We start from the raw sequence: 21,483 nt of genomic DNA, 5'->3' as shown, positions 1-21,483 counted from the left end.
AACACTGATTAATGTACACACTCGCGTTGGTACCCCAGGTTTTCCGAGACCAGGCGCGGCGCGCAGCAGATAACGCCGGTCACGAATCCGACTCGCTCTCGCCCAGCTTGCGATAAAGCGTCTTGCGGCCGATCCCCAGGATACGCGCGGCGCGTTGCTTGTTGCCCTCGACATGCTCCAGGACCCGATGCAGATAGGCCTGCTCCACCTCGGCGAGGCTGGGCCAGTGGCTGTCATCACCGGCGCCGGGTATCGGCAGGTCGGCTCCAGAGACATTCCCGGACGATTCACCCGAGCCGCTAGCGGCCCCGGACTGGCGCACACGCTCGGGCAGATCGCGTAGCTCGATCACCTCCCCGGATGCGAGCGTCGCCGCGCGTTCCATCAGGCTGGCCAGTTCGCGGACGTTCCCGGGGAAGCCGTAGCGCAGCAGGGCACGCATGGCCTCCGGGCTGAGTTCGCGCACGGGCAGCCCGCGCGCCAGCGCCTGCTCGCGCAGGAACTGCTGCGCCAGGCGCTCGATGTCATCACCGCGATCGCGCAGGGGCGGGATCTCGATACGAAAGGTCTCGAGACGGTAATAGAGGTCCTCGCGGAACTGCTCGTGACGAATACGCTCCTGCAGATCCTGGTGGGTGGCGGCCACAATGCGCACGTCCGTCTCGATCTCCTCGTTGGAACCCACCGGCCGGACACGCCCGTCCTGCAGCAAACGCAGCAGCTTGCTCTGCATGGCCACCGGCATCTCGGCGATCTCGTCGAGGAACAGTGTGCCGCCGTCGGCCTCGGTAAACAGGCCACGCCGCGCGCCCTTGGCGCCACTGAACGCCCCGGCGACATGCCCCAACAACTCCGACTCCAGCAAGGTCTCCGGGATGCCCGCACAGTTCAGCGCGATGAATGGGCCATCGGCGCGGGCACTCTCCGCATGCAGCGCGCGGGCCACCAGCTCCTTGCCCGTCCCCGATTCGCCGGTGATGAGTACGCTGCCATCGGCCGCGGCGATCCGACGGATCAGGTCATGCAGCTTGAGCATCGCCGGGCTCTTGCCCTGCATGCCATGAAAGCTCTCGTCGCCCGCAAGGACCTCGCGATACTGGCGTACCTCGGCCCGAAGGCGGCGGGCCTCGGCCACCCGTTCGGCCGCCAGACGCAGATGCTCCAGATCGACGGGCTTGGTCAGGAAGTCGTCCGCACCCGCCTTCAGCGCCGTCACGGCCTGATCGATCGTGCCGAAGCCCGTGAGCATGATGAACCCGGGCACCGGCACCGTGTCGCGCGCCACCTCCAGCACATGGAAGCCATCGGCACCGGGCAGCCGCAGATCGCTGACCACCAGGGAAACCGTTTGCTGCCGCAGGACCTGCTCGGCCTCCTCGGCCGTCTCCACCGCAGTGACCGCGTAGCCCACTTCGGCCAGCTCTTCGGCCAGGAGCTCGCGATGGCCCCGGTCGTCTTCGACGACCAGCACGCGATTGTTCAGCTCGTCACCCCGGGCCACGCTCATTCCGCTCCTCCACCTGTTGCGTGCCCGTCCTGGACCGACTCCGCCCCGGACGGTTCCGATTGCCTGTCGCGACAGGCGCCGGACGCGAGCGGGAGCGTGACCACAAAACGCGTGAGCTGCGGATCGTTGCGATCCAGCCTTACCTGGCCACCATGGTCCTCCAGCGCCACTTGTGCGACCGCCAGCCCCAGGCCGGTCCCCTCGCCCGTCGGCTTGGTCGTAAAAAAGGGCTCGAACAGGCGCTCAGCCTGCTCATCGGAGATTCCGCGCCCCGCGCGCGGGGCATCGTCCGCAATCACACATTCGAGCGTGTCGCCCTGGCAGCGCCAACTCACCCGCACACATTCGGCAGCAGCCTGCGCAGCGTTGTCGATCAGATTCTCCAGCGCCTGCCCCAGACGCAACCGGTCCGCCGCCACCGTCAACGCCCCGCCATCCAGATCAAAGCGCACCTGTTCGCGCCCTTTGCCACGTTCCTGTACGCGCGCCACGATCTCGCGGACCAGGCCCTGCAGCTCCAGCGGGCGCTGCTGCAACGGATTCCGGCGCGCGAAATCCAGGAGCTGGCGGACGATGGTCTCCACGCGCTCGAGCTCCGCCTGCAGCTCCTTCATCTCCTTGTGCGCGGGGTCGTCCGCGGGCAAGCGCCGCGCGGCACGCTGGGCCCGGCCGGCGATAATACCCAGAGGTGTCCCCAGCTCATGCGCGACCCCGGCCGCCAGTTGACCAATGGCAGCCAGCTTTTCCGAGTGGCGCAGCTTTTCCTCGAGCCGTGCCTGCTCCTCGCGCTGCGCCTGCAATGCCGCCTCTGAGGCCTCGCGGCGCTCCAGCATCCCGTTCATCGTGATCGCCAGACGGCGCAGTTCCCAGGGTCCCTTCTCCGGGGCGCGCAGCCCCCGCTGCCCGTCGCCAATATCTCGCATGGCACCGATCAGGCGCGCCACATGACGCCCGACCGCTCGATGGTGACCAATCAGGACCACCAGCAAGAACAGCACGCTGACCGCCAGCATCACCATGCCCCCCTGCCAGCGCAGCTGCGACACATAGGCCCGGAACGGCGAGACGTCACGCGTCACCTGCAACAGGCCGACGATCCGCCCGGCGGAATCCGACAGTGGCAGGAAGAACGAGAAGACCTCGCGCCCCTGATGTTCGTCGAAGGCGCCAAGGCTGCCCGTCTCGCTGATCGCCTGGGCCTCGCCCGGGTGGCGAATGGTGGGGCTGGGCGGCCCGCTGGTGGCGACCATGTCGCCCTGGGCGTCGTAGACGTAGACGCCGAACACCTGGTCGATCTGGAACAACGAGTCCAGCGACTGCTGCACCGTGGTCACGTCCTGGTCAATCATCGCGGTGGCCACAGGCAGGCGAATGGAACGCGCAACCAGCTCGATATCGGCCTGCATGCGATTTTCCATCTGCGTCTGGAACTCCTGCAGCCCGAGCGTCACCGTGCCGCCGACCACCAGCAACAGGGGCAGCAGGACAAACAGCAACACCGCATTGCGCAGACTGTTCAGACGTGTGGGCATCAGGCGTTCGGGGATCCGGACATCGCCGTCATGTTAGGCAGGGCTTTGTCGGGATGCGAATTCCGGGCAAAAAAAAGCGCGGGTCGAAGCCCGCGCCAAGAAAACCACCAAAGGAGGATGGAGGAGTCTGCTGACGCTACCAGGGGGGGGGTAGCAATCAGCATATGCAAATCTTCTAATATAGCGATCTTCTTGTCAAGCAGCCTCGTACGCAGGGGGTCGTACTCTTGGGCTGCTCCGCTCGACCGCTTTTTCTAAAGATCTGCACACCCTTTAAGACGCAGGCGCGCGCGTTCTATTCCCGAATTCCCGTCACGAATCAAAAACGGGCACAATCCGCGTTCTCGTCACCGATCTTCACAGCCCATATGCTCCAGCACCTGAGCCACCCCGTTACCGCACTCGCGCAGAACGCCACCTTGATCTGGTGCGACCAGACCCGCGCCGCCGCCTGGGTGGACCCCGGCGCCGAGGCCGACACGCTGATCGAGATCGCACGACGGCAGGATGTCCGGCTGGACTGCATCCTGCTGACCCATGGCCACCTCGATCATGTCGGGGCCGCCGCCGAGATGGCGCGCCGCTGCAATATCCCGATCCTGGGCCCTCAGGTTGAAGATGCCTTCTGGCTCGATCAGCTGCCGATGCAGTGCCAGATGTTCGGTTTTCCCGAGATGCCTGCGCTGGTTCCGGATCGCTGGCTGCACGACGGCGAGAATCTGCCGCTGGGCGAGGTCACGCTCGAGGTGCTGCACTGCCCGGGGCACACCCCGGGTCATATCGTGTTCTTCGACCGCGAGAGCCGCCTCGCCCTGGTGGGCGATGTCCTGTTCCATGGCGCCATCGGCCGCAGCGACTTCCCGCGCGGCAACGGGCCGCAACTGATCGAATCCATCACCCGGCGCCTCTGGCCGCTGGGCGACGATGTGCGCTTTGTGCCCGGCCACGGCCCGGAGTCGACGTTCGGGGAAGAGCGCCGCAGCAACCCTTTTGTGGGCGATGCCGCTCTCGCTGCTGGCGGTCAGCCCGGGCGCGGACGCTATTATTGATGCGTCTCGCTGCGCTCAACGCATCCTACGAGTAACCAGCCTCCCAACGAAGAAGGCCGCCCTGTCGGCGGCCTTCCGCGTTCCTGCCCCTGGTGCTGGAGGTGAATCAGCTGTTCGCACGCAGCGACGCGATGCGCTCCTCGATCGGCGGGTGGCTCATGAACAGCTTCTTCAGCCCCTGGGCCATGCCCCCGCGAATGCCGAAGGCCGCCATCTGATCGGGCATGTCCACCTGGCGCCCGGAGGCGCGCGCCAGCGACTCCAGTGCACCGATCATTTTTTCGCGTCCGGCCAGCTTCGCTCCCGCCTCGTCGGCCCGGAACTCGCGCTGGCGCGAGAACCACATGACGATGATCGAGGCCAGGATCGCCAGGATGATCTCCGTCACGATGGTGGTAATCCAGAACGCCGGGCCATGACCGGACTCGTTCTTGAAAACCACGCGGTCGACGAAATGCCCAGCCACACGCGCCAGGAAGATCACGAAGGTATTCACCACGCCCTGGATCAGCGCCAGCGTGACCATGTCGCCGTTGGCCACGTGCCCGACCTCGTGGCCCAGCACCGCCTCGACCTCGCCCTGACCCATGCTTTGCATCAGCCCGGTGCTGACCGCAACCAGCGCATTGTTCTTGCTCATGCCAGTGGCGAAGGCATTCGGGTCCGGCGAGTCATAGATGCCCACCTCCGGCATGCCGATCCCGGCCTCACGGGCCTGGCGCTGAACGGTCTCCAGCAACCACTGCTCGGTGGCATTGCGCGGCTTGTCGATGACGTGGACCTTCATGGTCTTCTTGGCCATCCACTTGGAGATGGCCAGCGAGATAAAGGACCCGCCAAAGCCGAACACCGCGGCAAAGATCAGAAGCGCATTGAGGTCGAGGTGGACCCCCTCCTCGTCGAGAATGCGCTCCACACCCAGCAGGCGCAGGGTGATACTGAGCACGATGATGATGGCGAAGTTTGTCGCCAGAAACAGCGCAATACGTTTCATGAAGCCTTCCTGTACCCCATCAGTCGGAATCGGTGGATGCGTATTAAATGGTTGCCACGCGCCGGAATTCAAGGCTCGCCGGCGGTATTTCATCACCACCGGCGGGATACCGCGCCGCTTTAAGGAAACACTGATGAATATACACGCTCGCGTTGGTACCCCAGGTTTTCCGAGACAAGGCGCGTCGTGCAGCGGGTAGTGGTTCTACCCGCAAGCGGCGCAACGCAGGATCGGGGAACCTGGGGTGCCAACCCCGAAGCGTGGGAACAGCGGCGTTGCGCCTCCTTTGTGCAGAATGACTGCACGGCAGTCACCGCGCCTTGTTCGCACGCAAAAGCGACGAAGCAGCGAGCGTGTATATTCATCAGTATTTCCTTAAGGACCACATTCCGGCGCTGCGGTTCCCAGCCCCCAACCCTGCCGGCCCCCTCCCATCAACGCCATTCTTCCCGCATACTGCCAGGCCATTCCTACGGTCCCGGCCGATGCCCTCCGCACCCTTGCCCGAAAACGAGCAGGCACGTCTGGAGGCAGTGCACCGCCTGCCCCTGGAAACCAGCGACCACGACCTGTTTCGGCCGCTGACGCGGCTCGTCGCGCGCCACTTCGACGTCCCCATGGCCACGGTCACGCTGGTCGACGAGCAATGCCAGTGCTTCATCGCGCCACAGGGTCCGCTCGGGGCCGGCACGGAGCGCAGCATCTCCTTTTGTGCACACGCTCTGGCCCGGCCGGATGAACTGCTGATCATCGAGGATGCCACCGCAGACCCGCGTTTTACCGACAACCCGCTGGTCCTCGACGAGCCCGGCATCCGCTTCTACGCCGGGATCCCGCTGACACCCGAGCCCGGGCTTGCAGTCGGCAATCTGTGCATCATCGACACGCAACCACGCCGCTTCCGTTCAGAGGAGGCGACGGATCTGCGCGAATTCGGCGAAATCGCCACCTCGTTGCTGCGCGAGTACCTCGCGCGCCGCGACCTGGGGCACAGCCGCAGCGCACTGGATGCTCAGGGCCAGCGTCTCGCCGCCGTACTCGAAACGGCCGCGGCCGGCATCATCCAGATCGACCACACTGGCCATATCGAGCAGTTCAATTCGGCGGCCGAACGACTGTTCGATTACCCGGCGGATCAAGTCCTCGGGCACAACGTATCCATGCTGATGCCGTCACGCTGGGCCCACGAACACGACGACTACCTGCGTCACTACCGCGAAACGGGGCAAGCGCGGGTGATCGGCAGCGGGCGCGAGGTCGAAGGGCTGCGCCGCGACGGTTCCACCTTTCCGATGCAGCTCGCGGTCAGCGAGGTTCGAATCGAAGAGCAGCCCCACTACATCGGTATCGTCACGGACCTCACCGACCTGCGCGAGAGCCAGCGCCGCGAACTGGCGGAGGCCGAACGGGCCAATCGTGCCAAGTCCGAGTTTCTCTCAAACATGTCCCACGAGCTGCGCACCCCACTGAACTCCATCCTGGGGTTCTCCCAGCTGATGCGGGCCGACCGGGCCCACCCACTGCCCGAGCGCCAGCAGCGCCAGGTCGAGCACATCGAGCGCAGCGGACACCACCTTCTGGCCCTTATCAATGACATCCTGGACCTGTCCCGCATCGAGGCCGGGCAAATCGCGTTGTCACTGGAGCCTACGGATCCCGCCATGACCCTCGCGGAGTGCCGCGGCATGATCGAGGGCGCGGCCAGCGAACGGGGCATCCAGCTGGACTTTCCGCCTCCGGAACCCGCCCTGCCCGCCGTACAGGCCGACCGCACACGGCTCAAGCAGGTACTGCTGAACCTGTTCAGCAATGCGATCAAGTACAACCGCGACGAGGGCATCGTGCGCGTCCACGTGACCCCCATGCCCGACGGACGCGTGGAATTCCGTGTCCGGGACACCGGCCTGGGGATCCCCGAAGACCGCCGCGCCGAACTGTTCCGGCCCTTCAGCCGCCTCGGGCACGAGACCGGCGCCATCCAGGGCTCCGGAATCGGACTGGTCATCACTCGGGAGCTGGTGCGACACATGGGTGGCGAACTCGAATACCGAAGCCAGGAGGGCGAAGGCACGGAATTCTTCTTCACCCTGCCCATGACCAGCGCCGCCGAGCGTCCAGCGACCCAGGAACACACAACCCGGTCGCTCGACGATGCACCGAGAACGGACTTGTGCCGGCGGGTGCTGTATGTCGAGGACAATCCAGCCAATGTCAGCCTGATGCAAGAGATCCTGGCGCTTCGCGACGGGATCGAACTACAGACGGCGGGAAGCGCTGAGGAGGGCCTGATGCTCGCCCGGGAGAACCCCCCGGATCTGGTGATCATGGACATCCACCTGCCCGGGATGAGCGGGACCGCGGCCGCCCGCCTCCTGCGCGCGCGTCCGGAGACCCGGGAGGTCCCGATCATCGCCCTGAGTGCCGATGCCACGCGTGAGGCCGTCGATGACGGGAACCAAAACCCGGATTTTGTGACTTACTTCACGAAGCCCTTGGATATAGCGCGGTTCCTCGCGGCCCTCGACCCACTGCTCGAGCCTTCCGCGAGTCGCACGGACGCCGATGATTACACCCGCTGACAGCCCCCGCGATGCCCGCATTCTGATCGTGGACGACAACCGGATGAACGTGGATCTGCTCGGGGCCATCCTCGAGGGGGCCGGGTTCCGGGATGTCGCCAGCGAAACCAGCGGGGAACGCGCGGTGGAGCGCTGGCGCGAAGAACCCTTCGACCTGGTGCTGCTGGACATCCGCATGCCCGGTATCGACGGCCACGAGGTGATGCGCCAACTGAACGGCGACCTGGCGGAGGGCGACTGGCTGCCGGTCATCGTCCTGACCGCGCAGATCGACCCCCAGACCCGGGAACAGGCCCTCGCCGCCGGGGCGCTGGATTTCATTACCAAGCCGTTCAACACCACCGAGGTGGTGCAGCGGATCGACAATCTCCTGCGGGTCCGGGCGCTGCACAACGCCGCCCACGATCGCGCCGAAGACCTGTCGCGCAGCCTGGCCGACCGTGTGCGCACCCTGCAACGCACCGAACAGGACCTCGAGCACCTGGCCCACCACGACCCGGCTACCGGCCTGCCAAACCGGCATTCACTGCTGCGTTTCATTGACGGGACCATCGAGACCGGCAGCGCCCTGGACCTGGTCATGGTGCACGTCCGTGGTCACGAGGCAGTGGAACGTCTTGAGGGCTATGCCGCGGCCGACCTGATGCTGCGCGAGATCGGCCAGCGGCTGCGCCTGGCCCTGGAAGATCAGACCCCGGGGCGAGTACTGTGCGGCATCTGGGGCAGTTCCACATTGCTGCTCGCCGTGGCCAGCAGCGAGAGCATTGCCACCAGCACCCTGCAGGACTGCCTGGATGCCTCGATGGCGCACCTGCGCCTGGGGCGCTACGAGATCACCCCCAGTGCCTCCGCCGGACACGTCCGGGCCCCCGATCATGGTCGCGACACTGAGGAACTGATCCGCCGGGTCTCGCTGACCCTGGCCAAGGGCGAACGCCGCGGGAGCGAGTGGCTCAGCTTCGACCCCGTACTGGAGCAGGCTGCACGCCGACGCCACCAACTGGAATACGGTCTGACGGTCGCCCGCGAGCAAGACCAGTTCCACCTGCTTTACCAGCCAAAGATCGAGCTCGCCAGCGGCTGCCTGGTCGGGTTCGAGGCCCTGATGCGCTGGGAGCATCCGCGTCTTGGGCTCATCTCGCCGGCGGAGTTCATCCCGCTGGCGGAGAACACCGGGCGTATCGCCGAGCTGGGAGAATGGGCCCTGCACGAGGCACTGGCCGCCGCCCGCCGCTGGCGCGAGGCCAGCGGGCACTGCCCGCCGATCGCGGTCAATGTCTCCACCCAGCAATTCGCCGCCCTGACCCGATCCGGCAGATCGCTGGTGGATGCAGTGGAAAGCGCGCTGAAGGCCAACGGCCTGAACGGCAGCGCACTGGAGATCGAGATTACCGAGACTGCGGTAATGCACGACGTGGACGCGGCAGTAGAGGAACTTCGGGCCCTTAGGGCCCTCGGGGTATCGATCGCGATTGATGACTTCGGTACCGGCTACTCATCGCTGGCGTACCTGCGTCGCCTGCCGGTTACGGCCATCAAGATCGACCGCAGCCTGATAGACGGCGTATCCGCGAACCCGAGCATGGACACTCTGGCCCGCGCCATCCTGTCGGTGGGGCGCGGGTTCGGCCTGACCACCGTCGCCGAGGGCATCGAGACCGAGGCCGACGCACGACACCTGGCGAAGCTCGGATGCCCGATTGGCCAAGGATATCTCTACCACCGCCCGCTCGCCGAGACGGACGCAAGCGGTCTGCTGGGCCGAGCCTGCGCCTGACATCCAGCCGCTCCCCCGCGCTTGGCGGTAGACGGCCACGCTTGCCAATCAGGCGCTGCGCACTTCCAGGCGATCGGCGTTCTGGTAGCCGCGCGGCAGCTGGCGCCCGCGCCGGGCGCGCTCGCCCACGTACTCCGCCCACTCCGTCGGGGCCAGCGCCTTGAAGCGCTTGCCGGCATGCACGACCAGGGTGTCCTGCGGGCCCAGCACGGCCACGCCGAGCACCCGCTCGGAGCCGTCCTTGAGGGCGGCGGACGGGATGCCAATCAGCTTGTTGCCCTTGCCGCGCGCCAGTTCCGGCAGCTCGGTGGCCGGGAACAGCAGCAGGTAGCCACGCGTGGTGACGACGGCGATGTGATCCTCGTGCGGGTTGCGCACCGAGGCCGGCTGCAGCACGGCGGCCCCGTCAGGCACGGTCAGCACGTTCTTGCCCGCCTTCTGCCGGCCCAGCAGATCACCCAGCTTCGCGACGAAGCCGTAGCCGTGATCCGAACCCAGCAGCCAGCGATCTTCCTCCGCCCCGGTGGCCAGGCCGACAAAGCGCGCGCCCTCCGGCGGGTTCACACGGCCGGACAGCGGCTCGCCCTGCCCGCGCGCGGACGGCAGGGTGTGAGCGGGGATGGTATAGGTGCGGCCGGTGGAGTCGATGAACGCGACCGGCTGGTTGCTGCGCCCGGTGACCGCGGCCTGGAAGGCATCCCCGGCCTTGTAGCTGAGCCCCTGGGCATCCACGTCGTGACCCTTGGCCGCGCGTGCCCAGCCCTTCTCCGACAGCACAATGGTCAGCGGCTCGGTGGGCACCAGCGCGGACTCGTCCAGGGCCTGCGCGGCGGCGCGCTGAACCAGCGGCGAGCGACGCTCGTCGCCGTAGTCCGCGGCGTCCTTCTCAATCTCGCGGCGCACCTGGGTGCGCAGGCGGCGCTCGGACCCGAGGGTCTTCTCCAGCTGGTCGCGCTCCTTCGCCAGTTCGTCCTGCTCGCCGCGGATCTTCATCTCCTCGAGCTTGGCCAGGTGGCGCAGCTTCAGCTCCAGGATCGCCTCGGCCTGGATGTCCGACAGGCCAAAGCGGCTCATCAGCTCGGGCTTGGGCTGGTCGTACTCGCGGATGATCGCGATCACCTCGTCGATATTGAGATACGCGATCAGCAGGCCTTCCAGCACATGCAGCCGCGCCTGCACCTTTTCCAGGCGCCACTGCAGGCGCCGGCGCACGGTCTCGATGCGGAAGGTCAGCCATTCGCCCAGCAGCCCGGCCAGGTCGCGCACCTGCGGGCGCCCGTCGAGGCCGATCACGTTCATGTTTACGCGGTAGGTCTTTTCCAGGTCCGTGGTCGCGAACAGATGCGCCATCAGCGCCTCGACGTCCACGCGGTTCGAGCGCGGGGTGATCACCAGGCGGGTCGGGTGCTCGTGGTCGGACTCGTCTCGCAGGTCCTCGACCATCGGCAGCTTCTTCGCGCGGATCTGGCTGGCGATCTGCTCCAGCAGCTTGGCCCCGGAGACCTGATGCGGCAGCGCGGTCACCACGATGTCGTCACCTTCGCGTTCATAGCGCGCCCGCGCGCGGATCGAGCCCTGGCCGGTCTCGTAGACCCGGCTCAGTTCGGCGGGCGGGGAGATGATCTCGGCCTCGGTGGGAAAGTCCGGCGCCGGCAGATGCTCGCACAGCTCCGCGACAGTCGCCTTCGGGTGCTCCAGCAGATGCACGCAGGCCGCGGCCACCTCGCGCAGGTTGTGCGGCGGGATGTCGGTGGCCATGCCCACGGCGATCCCGGAGCCGCCATTGAGCAGCACGTTGGGCAGCCGGGCCGGCAGCACCTTCGGCTCGTCCAGCGCGCCGTCGAAGTTCGGCACCCAGTCCACCGTGCCCTGCCCCAGCTCCGAGAGCAGCAGCTGCGCATAGCGCGACAGGCGCGATTCGGTGTAACGCATCGCGGCGAAGGACTTGGGATCGTCCGGCGAGCCCCAGTTGCCCTGCCCGTCGACGAACGGGTAGCGGTAGGAGAAGGGCTGCGCCATCAGCACCATCGCCTCATAGCAGGCCGAGTCGCCGTGCGGATGGAACTTGCCGAGGACGTCACCTACGGTGCGCGCGGACTTCTTGTATTTGGCCGTGGCCGAGAGCCCCAGCTCGCTCATCGCGTAGATGATGCGGCGCTGCACGGGCTTGAGCCCATCGCCGATGTGCGGTAGCGCACGGTCCAGGATCACGTACATGGAGTAGTCCAGGTACGCCTTCTCGGTGAAGTCCTTCAGCGGCAGCTGCTCGCCACTGTTGGCGAACAGGCTGGGGGTCTCGATATCGGTCATCGGCTCTCTCGAAGGGCGAATGGATCACCATGGCGGCCTTTTACCGCTCGCCCGGCCCGCGTACTGTAGCGATCACACCGCCACCATTCCATTCCCGGGGAGAATGCCGTGCTGGGTACCGGCTGGATTGCCAGTATCACTGCCGTCGCCGCCTTTGCACTGGCCGCCGCCAGTGTGATGCACGCATTGCTCCAGCGCCGCGAGACCGGGACCGTGATCGCCTGGGTCGGGCTGATCGTACTGCTGCCGGTGGGGGGCTCGATCCTGTACTGGATGTTCGGGGTCAACCGCATCCGCCGCCGCGCCCACGCCCTGCGCGAGGGCCATCTGCTGGTCGACCCCGCGGCGCGCGACGCCGACGGCCCGGGCATTCCGCCCCGCTGGAGTCGCCTGCTGGGCTGTGGCGACCGGCTCGCGCCGTTTCGCGCCAGCGCCGGCAATTCGGTCCGACCGCTGACCGATGGGGACCAGGCCTATGCGGCGATGCTCGAGGCAATCGACCGCGCGTCCCGCAGCATCACCCTGGCGACCTATATCTTTGACTACGACGTGGTCGGGCAGCGATTCGTGCGCCACCTGAACGCCGCCCGCGACCGCGGCGTCGAGGTGCGCGTCCTGATCGATGGGATCGGTGCCCGCTACAGCCGCCGCAACACCCTGCGCTTCCTCAAGCGGGCCGGCATCCCGGCCGCCGCCTTCATGCCCGTACACCACCTGCCGCGGACGCTCGCGGCATTCAATCTGCGCAATCACCGCAAGATGCTGCTGGTGGATGGCGAGCACGGCTTTACCGGGGGCATGAATATCCGTCGCGGCCACAGCGCGAGCGACCCGGGCCCACACCCGATTCAGGACCTGCACTTCGAGGTCCGCGGTCCGATCTGTCTGCAGTTGCAGCGGGTGTTCGCGGAAGACTGGCAATTCAGCACGCAGGAGGCGCTGGAAGGCCCGCCCTGGTTCCCGGAGGAGACGCGCCTGGCAGGTGCCCAGTTGTGCCGCGCCCTGCCGGACGGCCCCGATGAAGACTTCGAGGTGCTCAAGTTCACCCTGTTGGCCGCGATCGCGGAGGCGCGCGAGCACGTTACCGTGGTCACGCCCTACTTCCTGCCTGACCTGGAACTGCTGGGCGCGCTCAAGGCCGCGGCCCTGCGCGGCATCGAGGTCGATCTACTGCTGCCGGAACGCAACAACCTGCGCCTGGTCGAGTGGGCCGCCCGTCCGCTGCACGGCGAACTCCTGACCCGCGGCTGCCGCATCTGGTTGACGCCGCCCCCGTTCAATCACTCCAAGCTGATGCTCGTCGACGGGGAATGGGCCCTGGTGGGATCGGCCAACTGGGACCCGCGCAGCCTGCGCCTCAACTTCGAGTGCAACCTGGAATGCGTGGACCGCGACCTGGGGCAACAGCTGGCCGACTGGGCCGAGGATCTGCGCTCGCGCTCCCATCGACTGACCCTGGAGGATGTCCACGCCCGCCCCTTGCCCGCTCGTCTGCGCGACGGGGCCGCGCGGCTGCTGACGCCGTACCTCTAGATGCCCCAGCGCGCGCAACCCGACGCTGCTTGTGCTTAACTCGAACACAGAGAAAGGGATTTCCGCCATTTCAGGGGGTCGATGGTGAATGGTCCACTGATCGCAGCGCTCTACCTGCTCGCCGGGCTGTGTGTGTACGCCACAGCCAGCCACCTCCTGCATGCGGCCCACAGCCTGCGCCGCGTGGAACACCTGCTGTTCGCCGCGATGTGCCTGTTGATGACGGGCGCCGCGATCAGCATTGCCCTGACCTACCAGGCGACGTCCATCGAGGCCTATGCTGGCCCAATCAAGGTGTACTACGCCCTGATTGCGCCGCTGTATGTGCTGTTCGCGGCCTTCATCGCCCGCTATACCGAGACCCCGGCACGCGGCCTGCTCGCAGTCCTGGGCGTGCTAATGCTCGCCGTCTGGATCGCGAACACGCGCCAACCGTACGGGCTGCAATTGAGCGAGATTTCCGAGCTACGTACAGTCGCCATGCCCTGGGGCGAAACACTGTCGCTTGGGATGGGGCCGCCGAGCCCTTGGTTCCTGCTGGCTCTGGCGGGCTTGCTGCTGGTGTTCGGCTTCGCCCTTTGGGCACTGCTGCGGCAGTGGCGCCGTGAAGGAGGCAGCGGCCCGCTGATCCTTTTCGCAGCGATCATTGTCTTCCTCGCGGCCACCGTCCAGGGCGCACTGGTACGCCTCGGCATCACCGAGTCCGTTCCACTGGGGGTGTTCGGTTATCTGGGCATGATCCTGGTGATGAGCCTGGTGCTGCACCGGGAGACTCAGGAGCGCATCCGCGAATCCGAGCACCGCTTTCGCGACCTGGTGCACCAGGCTCCGATGGCCGTGGAGGTCCTCACGCCCGAGGGCCGGGTGCGCCAGGTCAACGCGGCCTGGGAGGCGATGCACGGCCGCAAGGGCAAGCGCGTGCAAGATTCCAGCGTGCTGCATCTCCCAGACACTATCGACGGACGCATCACCGACGCGATCCGCGCCGCCGCGCTGGGCGAGCGGCAGCTCGTCGGCCCGTTCGCGTATCACGCGAGCTCCGACCCCGCGGCCAAACAGGCGGGCAACCACTGGCTGAAGGGCTGCGTCTATCCCCTGAAGAACCACCGCGATGAGGTGCAGGACATCGTCGTGATGCAGGAAGACATCACGCTCGCGCGGCGCAGCGAAGAGGCCCTGCGCGTGATCGCCCAGGGCTTTCGCGCCGACAACCGCCAGAGCTTCTTCGAGAATCTGGTGTTGCGGCTGCGCGAGGTCTTTCGTGCCGACTACGCCCTGGCGGGCGTGAACGTCCCGGACACGCCCGGGCACATTGAAACCGCCGCGCTTTGCCAGGATGGCGAACTGGTGGACAACATCCGCTACGCCCTGGCCAGCACCCCCTGCGACGAGGTGCTCTCGCGCGGCATGTGCGTCTATCCGGACCGCGTCCAGGAGCTGTTCCCGCATGACCATCTCCTGGGCGAGATGGGGGCACGCAGTTACCTCGGCACCCCCATGCTCGACAGCCAGGGGCGCGAGCTCGGCCACATCGCCATCATCAATCGTTACCCGCTGGACGAAACCGAACAGGCGGCCGGCATCCTCGAGATTTTTGCCGACCGGGCGGCCGCTGAACTCGAGCGGCTGGAGGGCGAAGAGCACATCCGCCAGCTCGCCTACCACGATCCGCTGACCGGGCTGGCCAATCGCACCCAGCTGCACGACGCGCTGACACGAGACCTTGAGCTGGCTCAGCACGGGGATCAGCAGGGTGGCCTGATCCTGATCGACCTGGACCACTTCAAGACGATCAACGATGCCCTGGGGCATGCGGTCGGTGACACTGTACTGGCCGCAGTCGCCGACCGCCTGCGGCAGAATGCGCCCGCCCAGGCACTGGTGGTGCGCCTGGGCGGGGACGAATTCGCCACCCTGATCCATCCTCGGCGCGCATCGCGTCAGGCGATCGAGGCGACAGTCAACGACGCGGCCCATCGGCTGCTGGATGCCCTGCAGCACCCGATCGTGGTGGGGGAGCGCACCTTCAGTGTCGGCGCCAGCCTGGGCTGCGTGCTGTTTCCGGACGCGGGTCAGACCTCATCGGATGCCTTGCGCCATGCCGACATCGCGCTGTATCAGGCGAAACGGGCCGGACGCGGCGGGGTGCAGTTCTACCGCCATGCGCTGCAGGACGAGGCCCGCGCCCGGCTGCAGATCGAGGAGGGGCTGCGCCAGGCCCTGGTGAATCACGAGATGCACCTGAGTTACCAGCCGCAATTCGATGCCCAGGAGAACATGATCGGTGCCGAGGCGCTGCTGCGCTGGACACACCCCGAGCTGGGCTCGGTCGGGCCGGCGCTGTTCATCCCGATCGCCGAGGAGACCGGGCTGATCCACCCTATCGGGACCTGGGTGGTCGAACATGTACTGGAAAATCTGCGGGACTGGCGCGCGCGGGGTCTGCCGCTTCCGCCCCACGTGGCCATCAATATCTCGCCCTGGCAGCTGGCCCGCCCCGATTTCGTCGAGCAGCTCAGGGAGCGCGTGCAGGCCGCCGACCTGGAACCCAGCCGCATCACCCTGGAAGTGACCGAGTCGGGACTGCTGCGTGACCTGTCCGATGCCATTGGGAAACTTCGGGTGCTGCGCGAGTTCGGCGTCCAGGTGGCACTGGATGACTTCGGCACGGGGTATTCGTCTCTGGCCTACCTGCGCGATCTGCCACTGGACGAACTCAAGATCGACAAGTCGTTCATCGATGAACTCGTGGACAAGGGCGAGCAGATGCTCATCGAGAACATCCTCGATATCGGCCACAACATGGGCCTGCGCGTGATCGCCGAGGGCGTGGCCCAACAGACCCAGCGCCAGCGGCTCCTGGCACTGGGTTGCACGCATTTCCAGGGATTTCTCTACGGCCAGCCGATCGCGGAAGACGAGTTCCCGGCCTGGCTGGAACGAAACTCCAGCCCGGCAGCGCAACGCCAGAGCTGACCCAGCGCTGACTACGGGGCTTCCAGCCCAAGACCGCAGCCCAGCGGCCCGCGCCGCCGATGCCGTGTGTTCGACCGGCTGGCGAGGCTGGTATCGACCTGCTCGTACAACACGATCCCGCCGCCCCCGGCCTCCTTGGCCGCATACATCGCACGATCCGCCTGCAGCAGCAGACCTTCCGCGTCGGCACTGTCATGCGGGTACAGAGCTGCTCCCATGCTCAAGCCCACCTGCACGGCCTCGTGGTTGACCTCGATGGGCTCGGCAAAGCGTTCGATCAGCTTCAGACCGACCCCGAGCAAGGCATCCGGGCCATCCATGTTTTCCAGCAGAATCACGAACTCGTCTCCCCCCATGCGGGCGACCACATCGCACTCGCGCACCCCCTCGCGCAGACGCCCGGCCACCGTCACCAGCACCACATCGCCCGCGTCATGGCCAAGCCGGTCATTGATTGGCTTGAACCCGTCCAGATCGCAGACCACCAGGGCCAGCCCCGTGTTGTTGCGCTGGGCACGGCGCAGCGCATGGCACAGGTGCTCGTTAAAGAGACTGCGATTGGCCAGCCCGGTCAGCGAGTCATGATGGGCCTGATGCCACAGGCGCTCCTCCGAGGCCTTTTCCAGGGTGACATCCCGCACCATCCCCAGGACCTGCAGGGGGCGGCCGGTGTCGTCACGGGCGATCTCGCCTTCCACGCGCACATGGCGCACCCCGCCATCCGGCCGCACGACCCGGTGATCGACACGATAGACCGCTTCGCTGGCAAGGGCCTGGTTGATGGTCCGGCGCACGCGGGTGCGGTCATCCGGGTGCACGGCGTGGATGTAGGACTCGAAACCCGCCTGGTCCAACCCGGGGTCCAGCCCGAACAGCTCGAACACATGAGCGGACCAGTTCAGCTGCCCATTGCGTATGTCCCAGTCCCAGAACCCTGCGCCCGCACTGCGCTGCGCCTCCTCCAGGCGCGCCGTGGTCTCCTCGAGCTCCGCCGTTCGACGCGCCACGGCGGCCTCGAGACCCCCCTGGGTCTCGCGCAGGCGCGCCTCCACTCGTTCGCGCTCGCGCAACTCGTCCTGTAGTGCCTGGTGATTGCGCTGCAGGCGGTGGCGTACGCGAGCCCCCAGCAGCATGATCAGCAACGCCGCCAGACCGGTGGCCCACAGCATCCATTCCTGGCTTTGTTCATGGCGTTGCGCCATGACCTCGATCGCACGCGTATTGTCCCGGTGGAAAGCCTCCAGTATGCGCTCCATCTGACCCAGGACTTCTTCCTGCACCGGCATCAAGTCGGCATACAGCATGCCCAGGGCCTCGTTACGGTCCCCGACCAGGGCGAGATCGACGATGTCTTCCAGAAGCGGGGCGCCGATGGAAGTCAGCTCGCGCAATTCCTGCATGCGCTGGCGCTCCGCGGTCTCGGTGGTCTGGGCCTCCGCCGCCGCCAGTGTCTCCACGAACTGGGGCGCGAGGTCGCGAAACTCCCGGTGATAGCGCTCCTGCAGGGCGGTGTCCTCCGCGCTCACCACCAGCGATGCGCGCAGCACACGCTCGCGCACCAGGCTGCGCATGCGGTGGACATGATCAACCCTCTGGATGTGTTCTTCGGTGAGGGTCTGGATATCCTGCTGCAGGTGTTGCACCCGCAGCCAACTGAACACCGCGATCGCCGCGACCAGCAGAATCACCAGCGCAAACACGCTGGTGATTCCCGGGACACGCGGGCGATCGACGGACACGATCAGCCCACCGACCTTCCGGCTGCCAGTGCCTTCGCCCGCGTGATCGTCGGATCGTCACCGACCGTCCGGCAGGTCTGAGTCCAGTCCTTGACGCGCATGCTGTCTCCCTGTGTGATCGTGAGTCCGCACGACCACACGCGAGAGTGCCCCGGGATGGCGCCAAACTCAAGAGGGGACAGGACACCCATCGATAACCCCGAGACCCGGGCGGCGCTGTCCCGGGCCTACACTGCCACGCACTATTGCATCGAGGCCCCCGGGCAGACGTTGCTCCTGCGCATCGGTCAGCGCGATCCGCGTCTCGAGGCCGCCGTGCAGGCACAGGGGGTGAAGCAGGCCAGCTTGCTGACCGCATGGAACCCGCGCAGCGACCCCCTGCCGGAACCGGAGAACCGCGCACGCCAGGCCCGTCTCGAGCGCGAGCTGGCGCAGGCCGGCTGGCGCTGCTGGCCCACGGTCCACCGGGACCCGGCCGGCCGCTGGCCCGACGAACCCGGCTGCTGTGTGCTGGGGATGGGCGCCGCCGAGCTGGATACCTGGATGGTCGGGTTCGACCAGAACGCGGCTGTGGTAATCGAACCTCCCGGCACGTCGCGTCTGGTCTGGCACCCGGCCCTGCGATCGGCCGGCTGAGCCCCGGCCGCTCCCGACTGCCCGACCGGCAATGACCCTACTGCGGCATCAGCGGACCACCGGAGGCCACGATGATGGTGACCAGCCCGATCAGGGTGTTGATACCCACCAGCCGGCGGATCTGGCCCAGACGGCGCAGGCCTTCCGCGGTGTCACTGGCCGCGATCGCCTGGCGCATACGGCGGTACGGGGCGAATACCACATGGGCGAAGATCGCCATCATGATGAGGCCCAGCGCCAGCATCGTGTGCACACTGGGATGCACGCTGTCCATGCCGCCAAACACCAGGAAGATCATGTGGAAGCCGGTGATCAGCAGCGCCACGACGGCCGCCCATACCCAGGGGAAGAAGCGCTGGAACACCTCTTCCCACAGGCGCAGCCGCGCCATGTCGTCGAGCTGCCGTGCCGCCGTCGGCCGCAGGAACATCCAGGCGAAGAACATCCCGCCAACCCAGATCACGACCGCCAGCACGTGCACCACGGTGGCCAGTGCATACCCTTCCATATTCCGCTCCTTGTCCGTTTCGGATGATTCCGTGGCGCAGTGTAGCCGGGCACAGCGGACTCTGCCGACCCCTGTCTCGCCAGTCACCATCCGGCGCTGCCCTCGCGGACTCTTGCAGCGGCGACGTCCCAAGACGACGATCGACCAATGATCGCCGCGATCCTGAGCGCTACGCTGGAACTCGCCCTGACGGCCGCCCCGTGGCTGCTGCTGGGCCTGGCCGCGGCCGGACTGGTCAAGGCCTTCCTGCCAGAGGCGGTGCTGCAGCGCTGGCTGGGCGGCACGGGTCTGGCACCGACCGCCCGCGCCGCCATTGCCGGGGCACCCTTGCCGCTTTGCTCCTGCGGGGCGATCCCGACCGCCCTGGCACTGCACCGGGGCGGCGCCGGACGGGGCCCGACCACGGCGTTCCTGATCGGTACCCCGGGCGTGGGCGTCGACTCGGTGGCGATCAGCTATGCCCTGCTCGGCCCCCTGATGACCGTCGCCCGGGTCGCCGGCGCCGTGGTGACGGCCATCGCCACGGGCCTGCTGGTCGGGCGCACGCGCGCTCCCGCGGCGCATGCGGACAATACGCGGACGTCACAAGACTGCTGCACCGCGGCTTCCTGCGATGGAGGGGGCTCACCATCCGCCACGGCGCCGGGCCCATGGACGCGCCTGCTGGAGGGCCAGCGCTACGCATTCGGCGACGTGCTGGATGACATCCGTCTCTGGCTGGTGATCGGACTGTTCGTTGCCGGGGCGCTGCTGGCCCTGGTGCCACCGGCCGCACTGGCGGAATATGGCAGCGGGCTGCCGGCAATGCTGCTGCTCGCCGTGATCGGCATCCCGATGTACCTGTGTGCGACCGCGGCCACCCCCATCGCGGTCGCCCTGCTGGCGGCTGGAGTTTCTCCTGGCGCCGTGCTGGTGTTCCTGCTGGCCGCCCCGATCACCAGCCTGGCGACCCTGGGGGTGTTCCGGCGGGAACTGGGCAACGCGGCCCTGAGTCTTTATCTATTGGGGATCGGCGCCAGCACCGTGGCGCTCGGGCTGGCACTGGATGCCGGACTGGGCATGAGCGGGTTGAGCCCCGCGATCACCCCGGGCAAGGCCACCGAATGGATACCGCCCACCGTCGAATGGGTGGCGCTGGCCGTGCTGGTGGTGCTCGCCCTGCATCCGCTACGCTGGCGCCTGCCTGCCCATGCCTAAGGAGCCGTGATGTCCAACCGTTCAATCGGGCTCGATGACCGCCTTCAGGCCTATGTACTGGATCGCTCGCTGCGCGAGTCCAGCCTGCTTGCGGAGCTGCGCGCCGAGACCGCGGGGCTGCCGGAGCACAACATGCAGATCGCCCCCGAACAGGGACAGTTCATGGCCCTGCTGGCGCGCCTAGTCGGGGCCCGGCGCTACCTGGAAGTCGGCACCTTTACCGGCTACAGCGCGCTGGCGGTGGGGCAAGCTCTCCCCGACGACGGCGAGGTGGTCTGCCTGGATCACAGCGAGGCCTGGACCGCGATCGCCAGGCGCTACTGGGACCGGGCCGGTCTGGCCGCGCGCATGGACCTGCGCCTGGGCGATGCGCGCGCCAGCCTGCGCCAGCTGGAGGCTGAAGGACAGAGCGATCGCTTCGATCTTGCGTTCATCGACGCCGACAAGACCGGTTACCCGGAGTACTTCGAGGCCTGCCTGCGACTGGTCCGCCCGGGCGGACTGATCATGGTGGACAACACCCTCTGGCATGGTCAGGTGGCCGACCGCGACTGCGATGACGAAGACACCCGGGCCATCCGCGACTTCAACCAGGCGCTGCATCGCGACGAGCGCATCGACCTCTCGCTGGTACCGATTGGTGACGGCCTGTCCCTGGCGCGCCGCCGCTGATCGTCAGGCCGCGCGCGAATCAGGCGATCAGCGACAAAGCCCGTCGCCAGACAACCCCCGGCGACAGATCACGCGCCGCTCCACCCCGGTCACCGCCCAGCCATCGTCGCGTTCACGAAGTGTCAGCCGGTATTCATGGTCGCGCACGGCGTCATCGCGCAGGTTCTTGACGAAGACCTCGGCCCGCTCGCGGCGCTGATGGTGGATCTCCAGACTGGAGTAGTCCGTACCCAGGCCCTCGCGCCAGCCGCTGGCCTCCACCCAGTCCATCACCGCGCCCCCCGGCGTGGCGGCCGGTTCGAGCTCCGGGATCTCGAGCGTCTTGCGCTCGGTCGGCTGCGGCTGGAACACGTCCGTCGCTCGCTTTTGCTCAGAGGGGAATGGCGCACAACCCGCCAGCAGCCCGCCCAGCAGAAGCGCCCCGATTAGTCGTCTGTCTATCATGGCTGGTACCCCATCACGTGTCTCGCGTCG

General features: G+C 67.0%; 15 protein-coding genes. 8 read left to right on the top strand and 7 right to left on the bottom strand.

Annotated features, from left to right (window positions below):
- Positions 1-79 precede the first annotated feature (79 nt).
- Positions 80-1,507 carry a sigma-54 dependent transcriptional regulator gene (locus F468_RS0103595; RefSeq protein ID WP_018994635.1) on the bottom strand — a complete coding sequence of 476 codons (1,428 nt, stop codon included), beginning with the start codon at positions 1,505-1,507 and terminating at the stop codon, positions 80-82.
- On the bottom strand, positions 1,504-3,039 hold the full coding sequence (locus F468_RS0103590) for an ATP-binding protein (RefSeq protein ID WP_018174631.1): 1,536 nt from the start codon (positions 3,037-3,039) through the stop codon (positions 1,504-1,506). Before F468_RS0103590 ends, F468_RS0103595 begins: the two co-directional genes overlap by 4 nt.
- 368 nt (positions 3,040-3,407) lie before the next feature.
- On the opposite strand from F468_RS0103590, the gene F468_RS0103585 reads away from it, so the two are divergent.
- On the top strand, positions 3,408-4,088 hold the full coding sequence (locus tag F468_RS0103585) for an MBL fold metallo-hydrolase (RefSeq protein ID WP_018174630.1): 681 nt from the start codon (positions 3,408-3,410) through the stop codon (positions 4,086-4,088).
- 106 nt (positions 4,089-4,194) lie between these two features.
- On the opposite strand, the gene htpX is transcribed toward F468_RS0103585, so the two are convergent.
- On the bottom strand, positions 4,195-5,082 hold the full coding sequence (gene htpX / locus F468_RS0103580) for a protease HtpX (RefSeq protein ID WP_018174629.1): 888 nt from the start codon (positions 5,080-5,082) through the stop codon (positions 4,195-4,197).
- Between the two features lie 485 nt (positions 5,083-5,567).
- Between htpX and F468_RS0103575 the strand changes: the two genes are divergently transcribed.
- Entirely contained in the window at positions 5,568-7,661 is a 2,094-nt protein-coding gene (locus tag F468_RS0103575; RefSeq protein WP_018138554.1) for an ATP-binding protein, read from the top strand.
- The gene (locus F468_RS0103570) at positions 7,645-9,438 is read left to right on the top strand and encodes a bifunctional diguanylate cyclase/phosphodiesterase (protein ID WP_018138555.1); all 1,794 of its coding nucleotides are present in this window, start codon (positions 7,645-7,647) and stop codon (positions 9,436-9,438) included. The genes F468_RS0103575 and F468_RS0103570 overlap by 17 nt, the downstream gene beginning before the upstream one ends.
- A gap of 48 nt (positions 9,439-9,486) precedes the next feature.
- On the opposite strand, the gene parC is transcribed toward F468_RS0103570, so the two are convergent.
- Positions 9,487-11,748, bottom strand: coding sequence for a DNA topoisomerase IV subunit A (parC, locus tag F468_RS0103565; RefSeq protein ID WP_018138556.1), 2,262 nt, complete (start codon positions 11,746-11,748; stop codon positions 9,487-9,489).
- A 108-nt stretch (positions 11,749-11,856) separates the two neighbouring features.
- On the opposite strand from parC, the gene F468_RS0103560 reads away from it, so the two are divergent.
- Entirely contained in the window at positions 11,857-13,281 is a 1,425-nt protein-coding gene (locus F468_RS0103560) for a phospholipase D-like domain-containing protein (RefSeq protein ID WP_018993746.1), read from the top strand.
- Positions 13,282-13,362: 81 nt separating this feature from the next.
- Complete coding sequence (locus tag F468_RS0103555) at positions 13,363-16,257, top strand: EAL domain-containing protein (protein ID WP_018994634.1); 2,895 nt, start codon at positions 13,363-13,365, stop codon at positions 16,255-16,257.
- Between the two features lie 11 nt (positions 16,258-16,268).
- Here the strand turns inward: F468_RS0103555 and F468_RS0103550 are convergent, their stop codons facing one another.
- The gene (locus F468_RS0103550) at positions 16,269-17,996 is read right to left on the bottom strand and encodes a diguanylate cyclase domain-containing protein (RefSeq protein WP_018994633.1); all 1,728 of its coding nucleotides are present in this window, start codon (positions 17,994-17,996) and stop codon (positions 16,269-16,271) included.
- A gap of 270 nt (positions 17,997-18,266) precedes the next feature.
- On the opposite strand from F468_RS0103550, the gene F468_RS0103545 reads away from it, so the two are divergent.
- Positions 18,267-18,632 carry a DUF3293 domain-containing protein gene (locus tag F468_RS0103545; protein ID WP_018993749.1) on the top strand — a complete coding sequence of 122 codons (366 nt, stop codon included), beginning with the start codon at positions 18,267-18,269 and terminating at the stop codon, positions 18,630-18,632.
- A 37-nt stretch (positions 18,633-18,669) separates the two neighbouring features.
- Here the strand turns inward: F468_RS0103545 and F468_RS0103540 are convergent, their stop codons facing one another.
- Positions 18,670-19,140, bottom strand: coding sequence for a CopD family protein (locus tag F468_RS0103540; RefSeq protein ID WP_018138561.1), 471 nt, complete (start codon positions 19,138-19,140; stop codon positions 18,670-18,672).
- 147 nt (positions 19,141-19,287) lie between these two features.
- Between F468_RS0103540 and F468_RS14635 the strand changes: the two genes are divergently transcribed.
- A complete protein-coding gene (locus tag F468_RS14635) occupies positions 19,288-20,337 on the top strand; it encodes an SO_0444 family Cu/Zn efflux transporter (protein ID WP_018138562.1) in 1,050 nt (349 codons plus the stop codon).
- Positions 20,338-20,346: 9 nt separating this feature from the next.
- Complete coding sequence (locus F468_RS14630) at positions 20,347-21,009, top strand: O-methyltransferase (protein WP_018138563.1); 663 nt, start codon at positions 20,347-20,349, stop codon at positions 21,007-21,009.
- Positions 21,010-21,036: 27 nt separating this feature from the next.
- Here the strand turns inward: F468_RS14630 and F468_RS13725 are convergent, their stop codons facing one another.
- On the bottom strand, positions 21,037-21,453 hold the full coding sequence (locus F468_RS13725; protein WP_038038635.1) for a hypothetical protein: 417 nt from the start codon (positions 21,451-21,453) through the stop codon (positions 21,037-21,039).
- Positions 21,454-21,483 lie beyond the last annotated feature (30 nt).

It is taken from the genome of Thioalkalivibrio sp. ALJ2, assembly GCF_000378325.1.
Lineage (GTDB): Bacteria > Pseudomonadota > Gammaproteobacteria > Ectothiorhodospirales > Ectothiorhodospiraceae > Thioalkalivibrio.
Note: the sequence above shows the minus strand (reverse complement) of the source record. Positions and strands in the feature narration are given on the sequence as shown.

What these genes read in the sequence shown, in the direction of transcription:
- F468_RS0103595 (WP_018994635.1), bottom strand. Translation starts at nt 1,507, where the DNA reads ATGAGCGTGGCCCGGGGTGACGAGCTGAACAATCGCGTGCTGGTCGTC.
- F468_RS0103590 (WP_018174631.1), bottom strand. Translation starts at nt 3,039, where the DNA reads ATGCCCACACGTCTGAACAGTCTGCGCAATGCGGTGTTGCTGTTTGTC.
- F468_RS0103585 (WP_018174630.1), top strand. Translation starts at nt 3,408, where the DNA reads ATGCTCCAGCACCTGAGCCACCCCGTTACCGCACTCGCGCAGAACGCC.
- htpX (WP_018174629.1), bottom strand. Translation starts at nt 5,082, where the DNA reads ATGAAACGTATTGCGCTGTTTCTGGCGACAAACTTCGCCATCATCATC.
- F468_RS0103575 (WP_018138554.1), top strand. Translation starts at nt 5,568, where the DNA reads ATGCCCTCCGCACCCTTGCCCGAAAACGAGCAGGCACGTCTGGAGGCA.
- F468_RS0103570 (WP_018138555.1), top strand. Translation starts at nt 7,645, where the DNA reads ATGATTACACCCGCTGACAGCCCCCGCGATGCCCGCATTCTGATCGTG.
- parC (WP_018138556.1), bottom strand. Translation starts at nt 11,748, where the DNA reads ATGACCGATATCGAGACCCCCAGCCTGTTCGCCAACAGTGGCGAGCAG.
- F468_RS0103555 (WP_018994634.1), top strand. Translation starts at nt 13,363, where the DNA reads ATGGTGAATGGTCCACTGATCGCAGCGCTCTACCTGCTCGCCGGGCTG.
- F468_RS0103540 (WP_018138561.1), bottom strand. Translation starts at nt 19,140, where the DNA reads ATGGAAGGGTATGCACTGGCCACCGTGGTGCACGTGCTGGCGGTCGTG.
- F468_RS14635 (WP_018138562.1), top strand. Translation starts at nt 19,288, where the DNA reads ATGATCGCCGCGATCCTGAGCGCTACGCTGGAACTCGCCCTGACGGCC.
- F468_RS14630 (WP_018138563.1), top strand. Translation starts at nt 20,347, where the DNA reads ATGTCCAACCGTTCAATCGGGCTCGATGACCGCCTTCAGGCCTATGTA.
- F468_RS13725 (WP_038038635.1), bottom strand. Translation starts at nt 21,453, where the DNA reads ATGATAGACAGACGACTAATCGGGGCGCTTCTGCTGGGCGGGCTGCTG.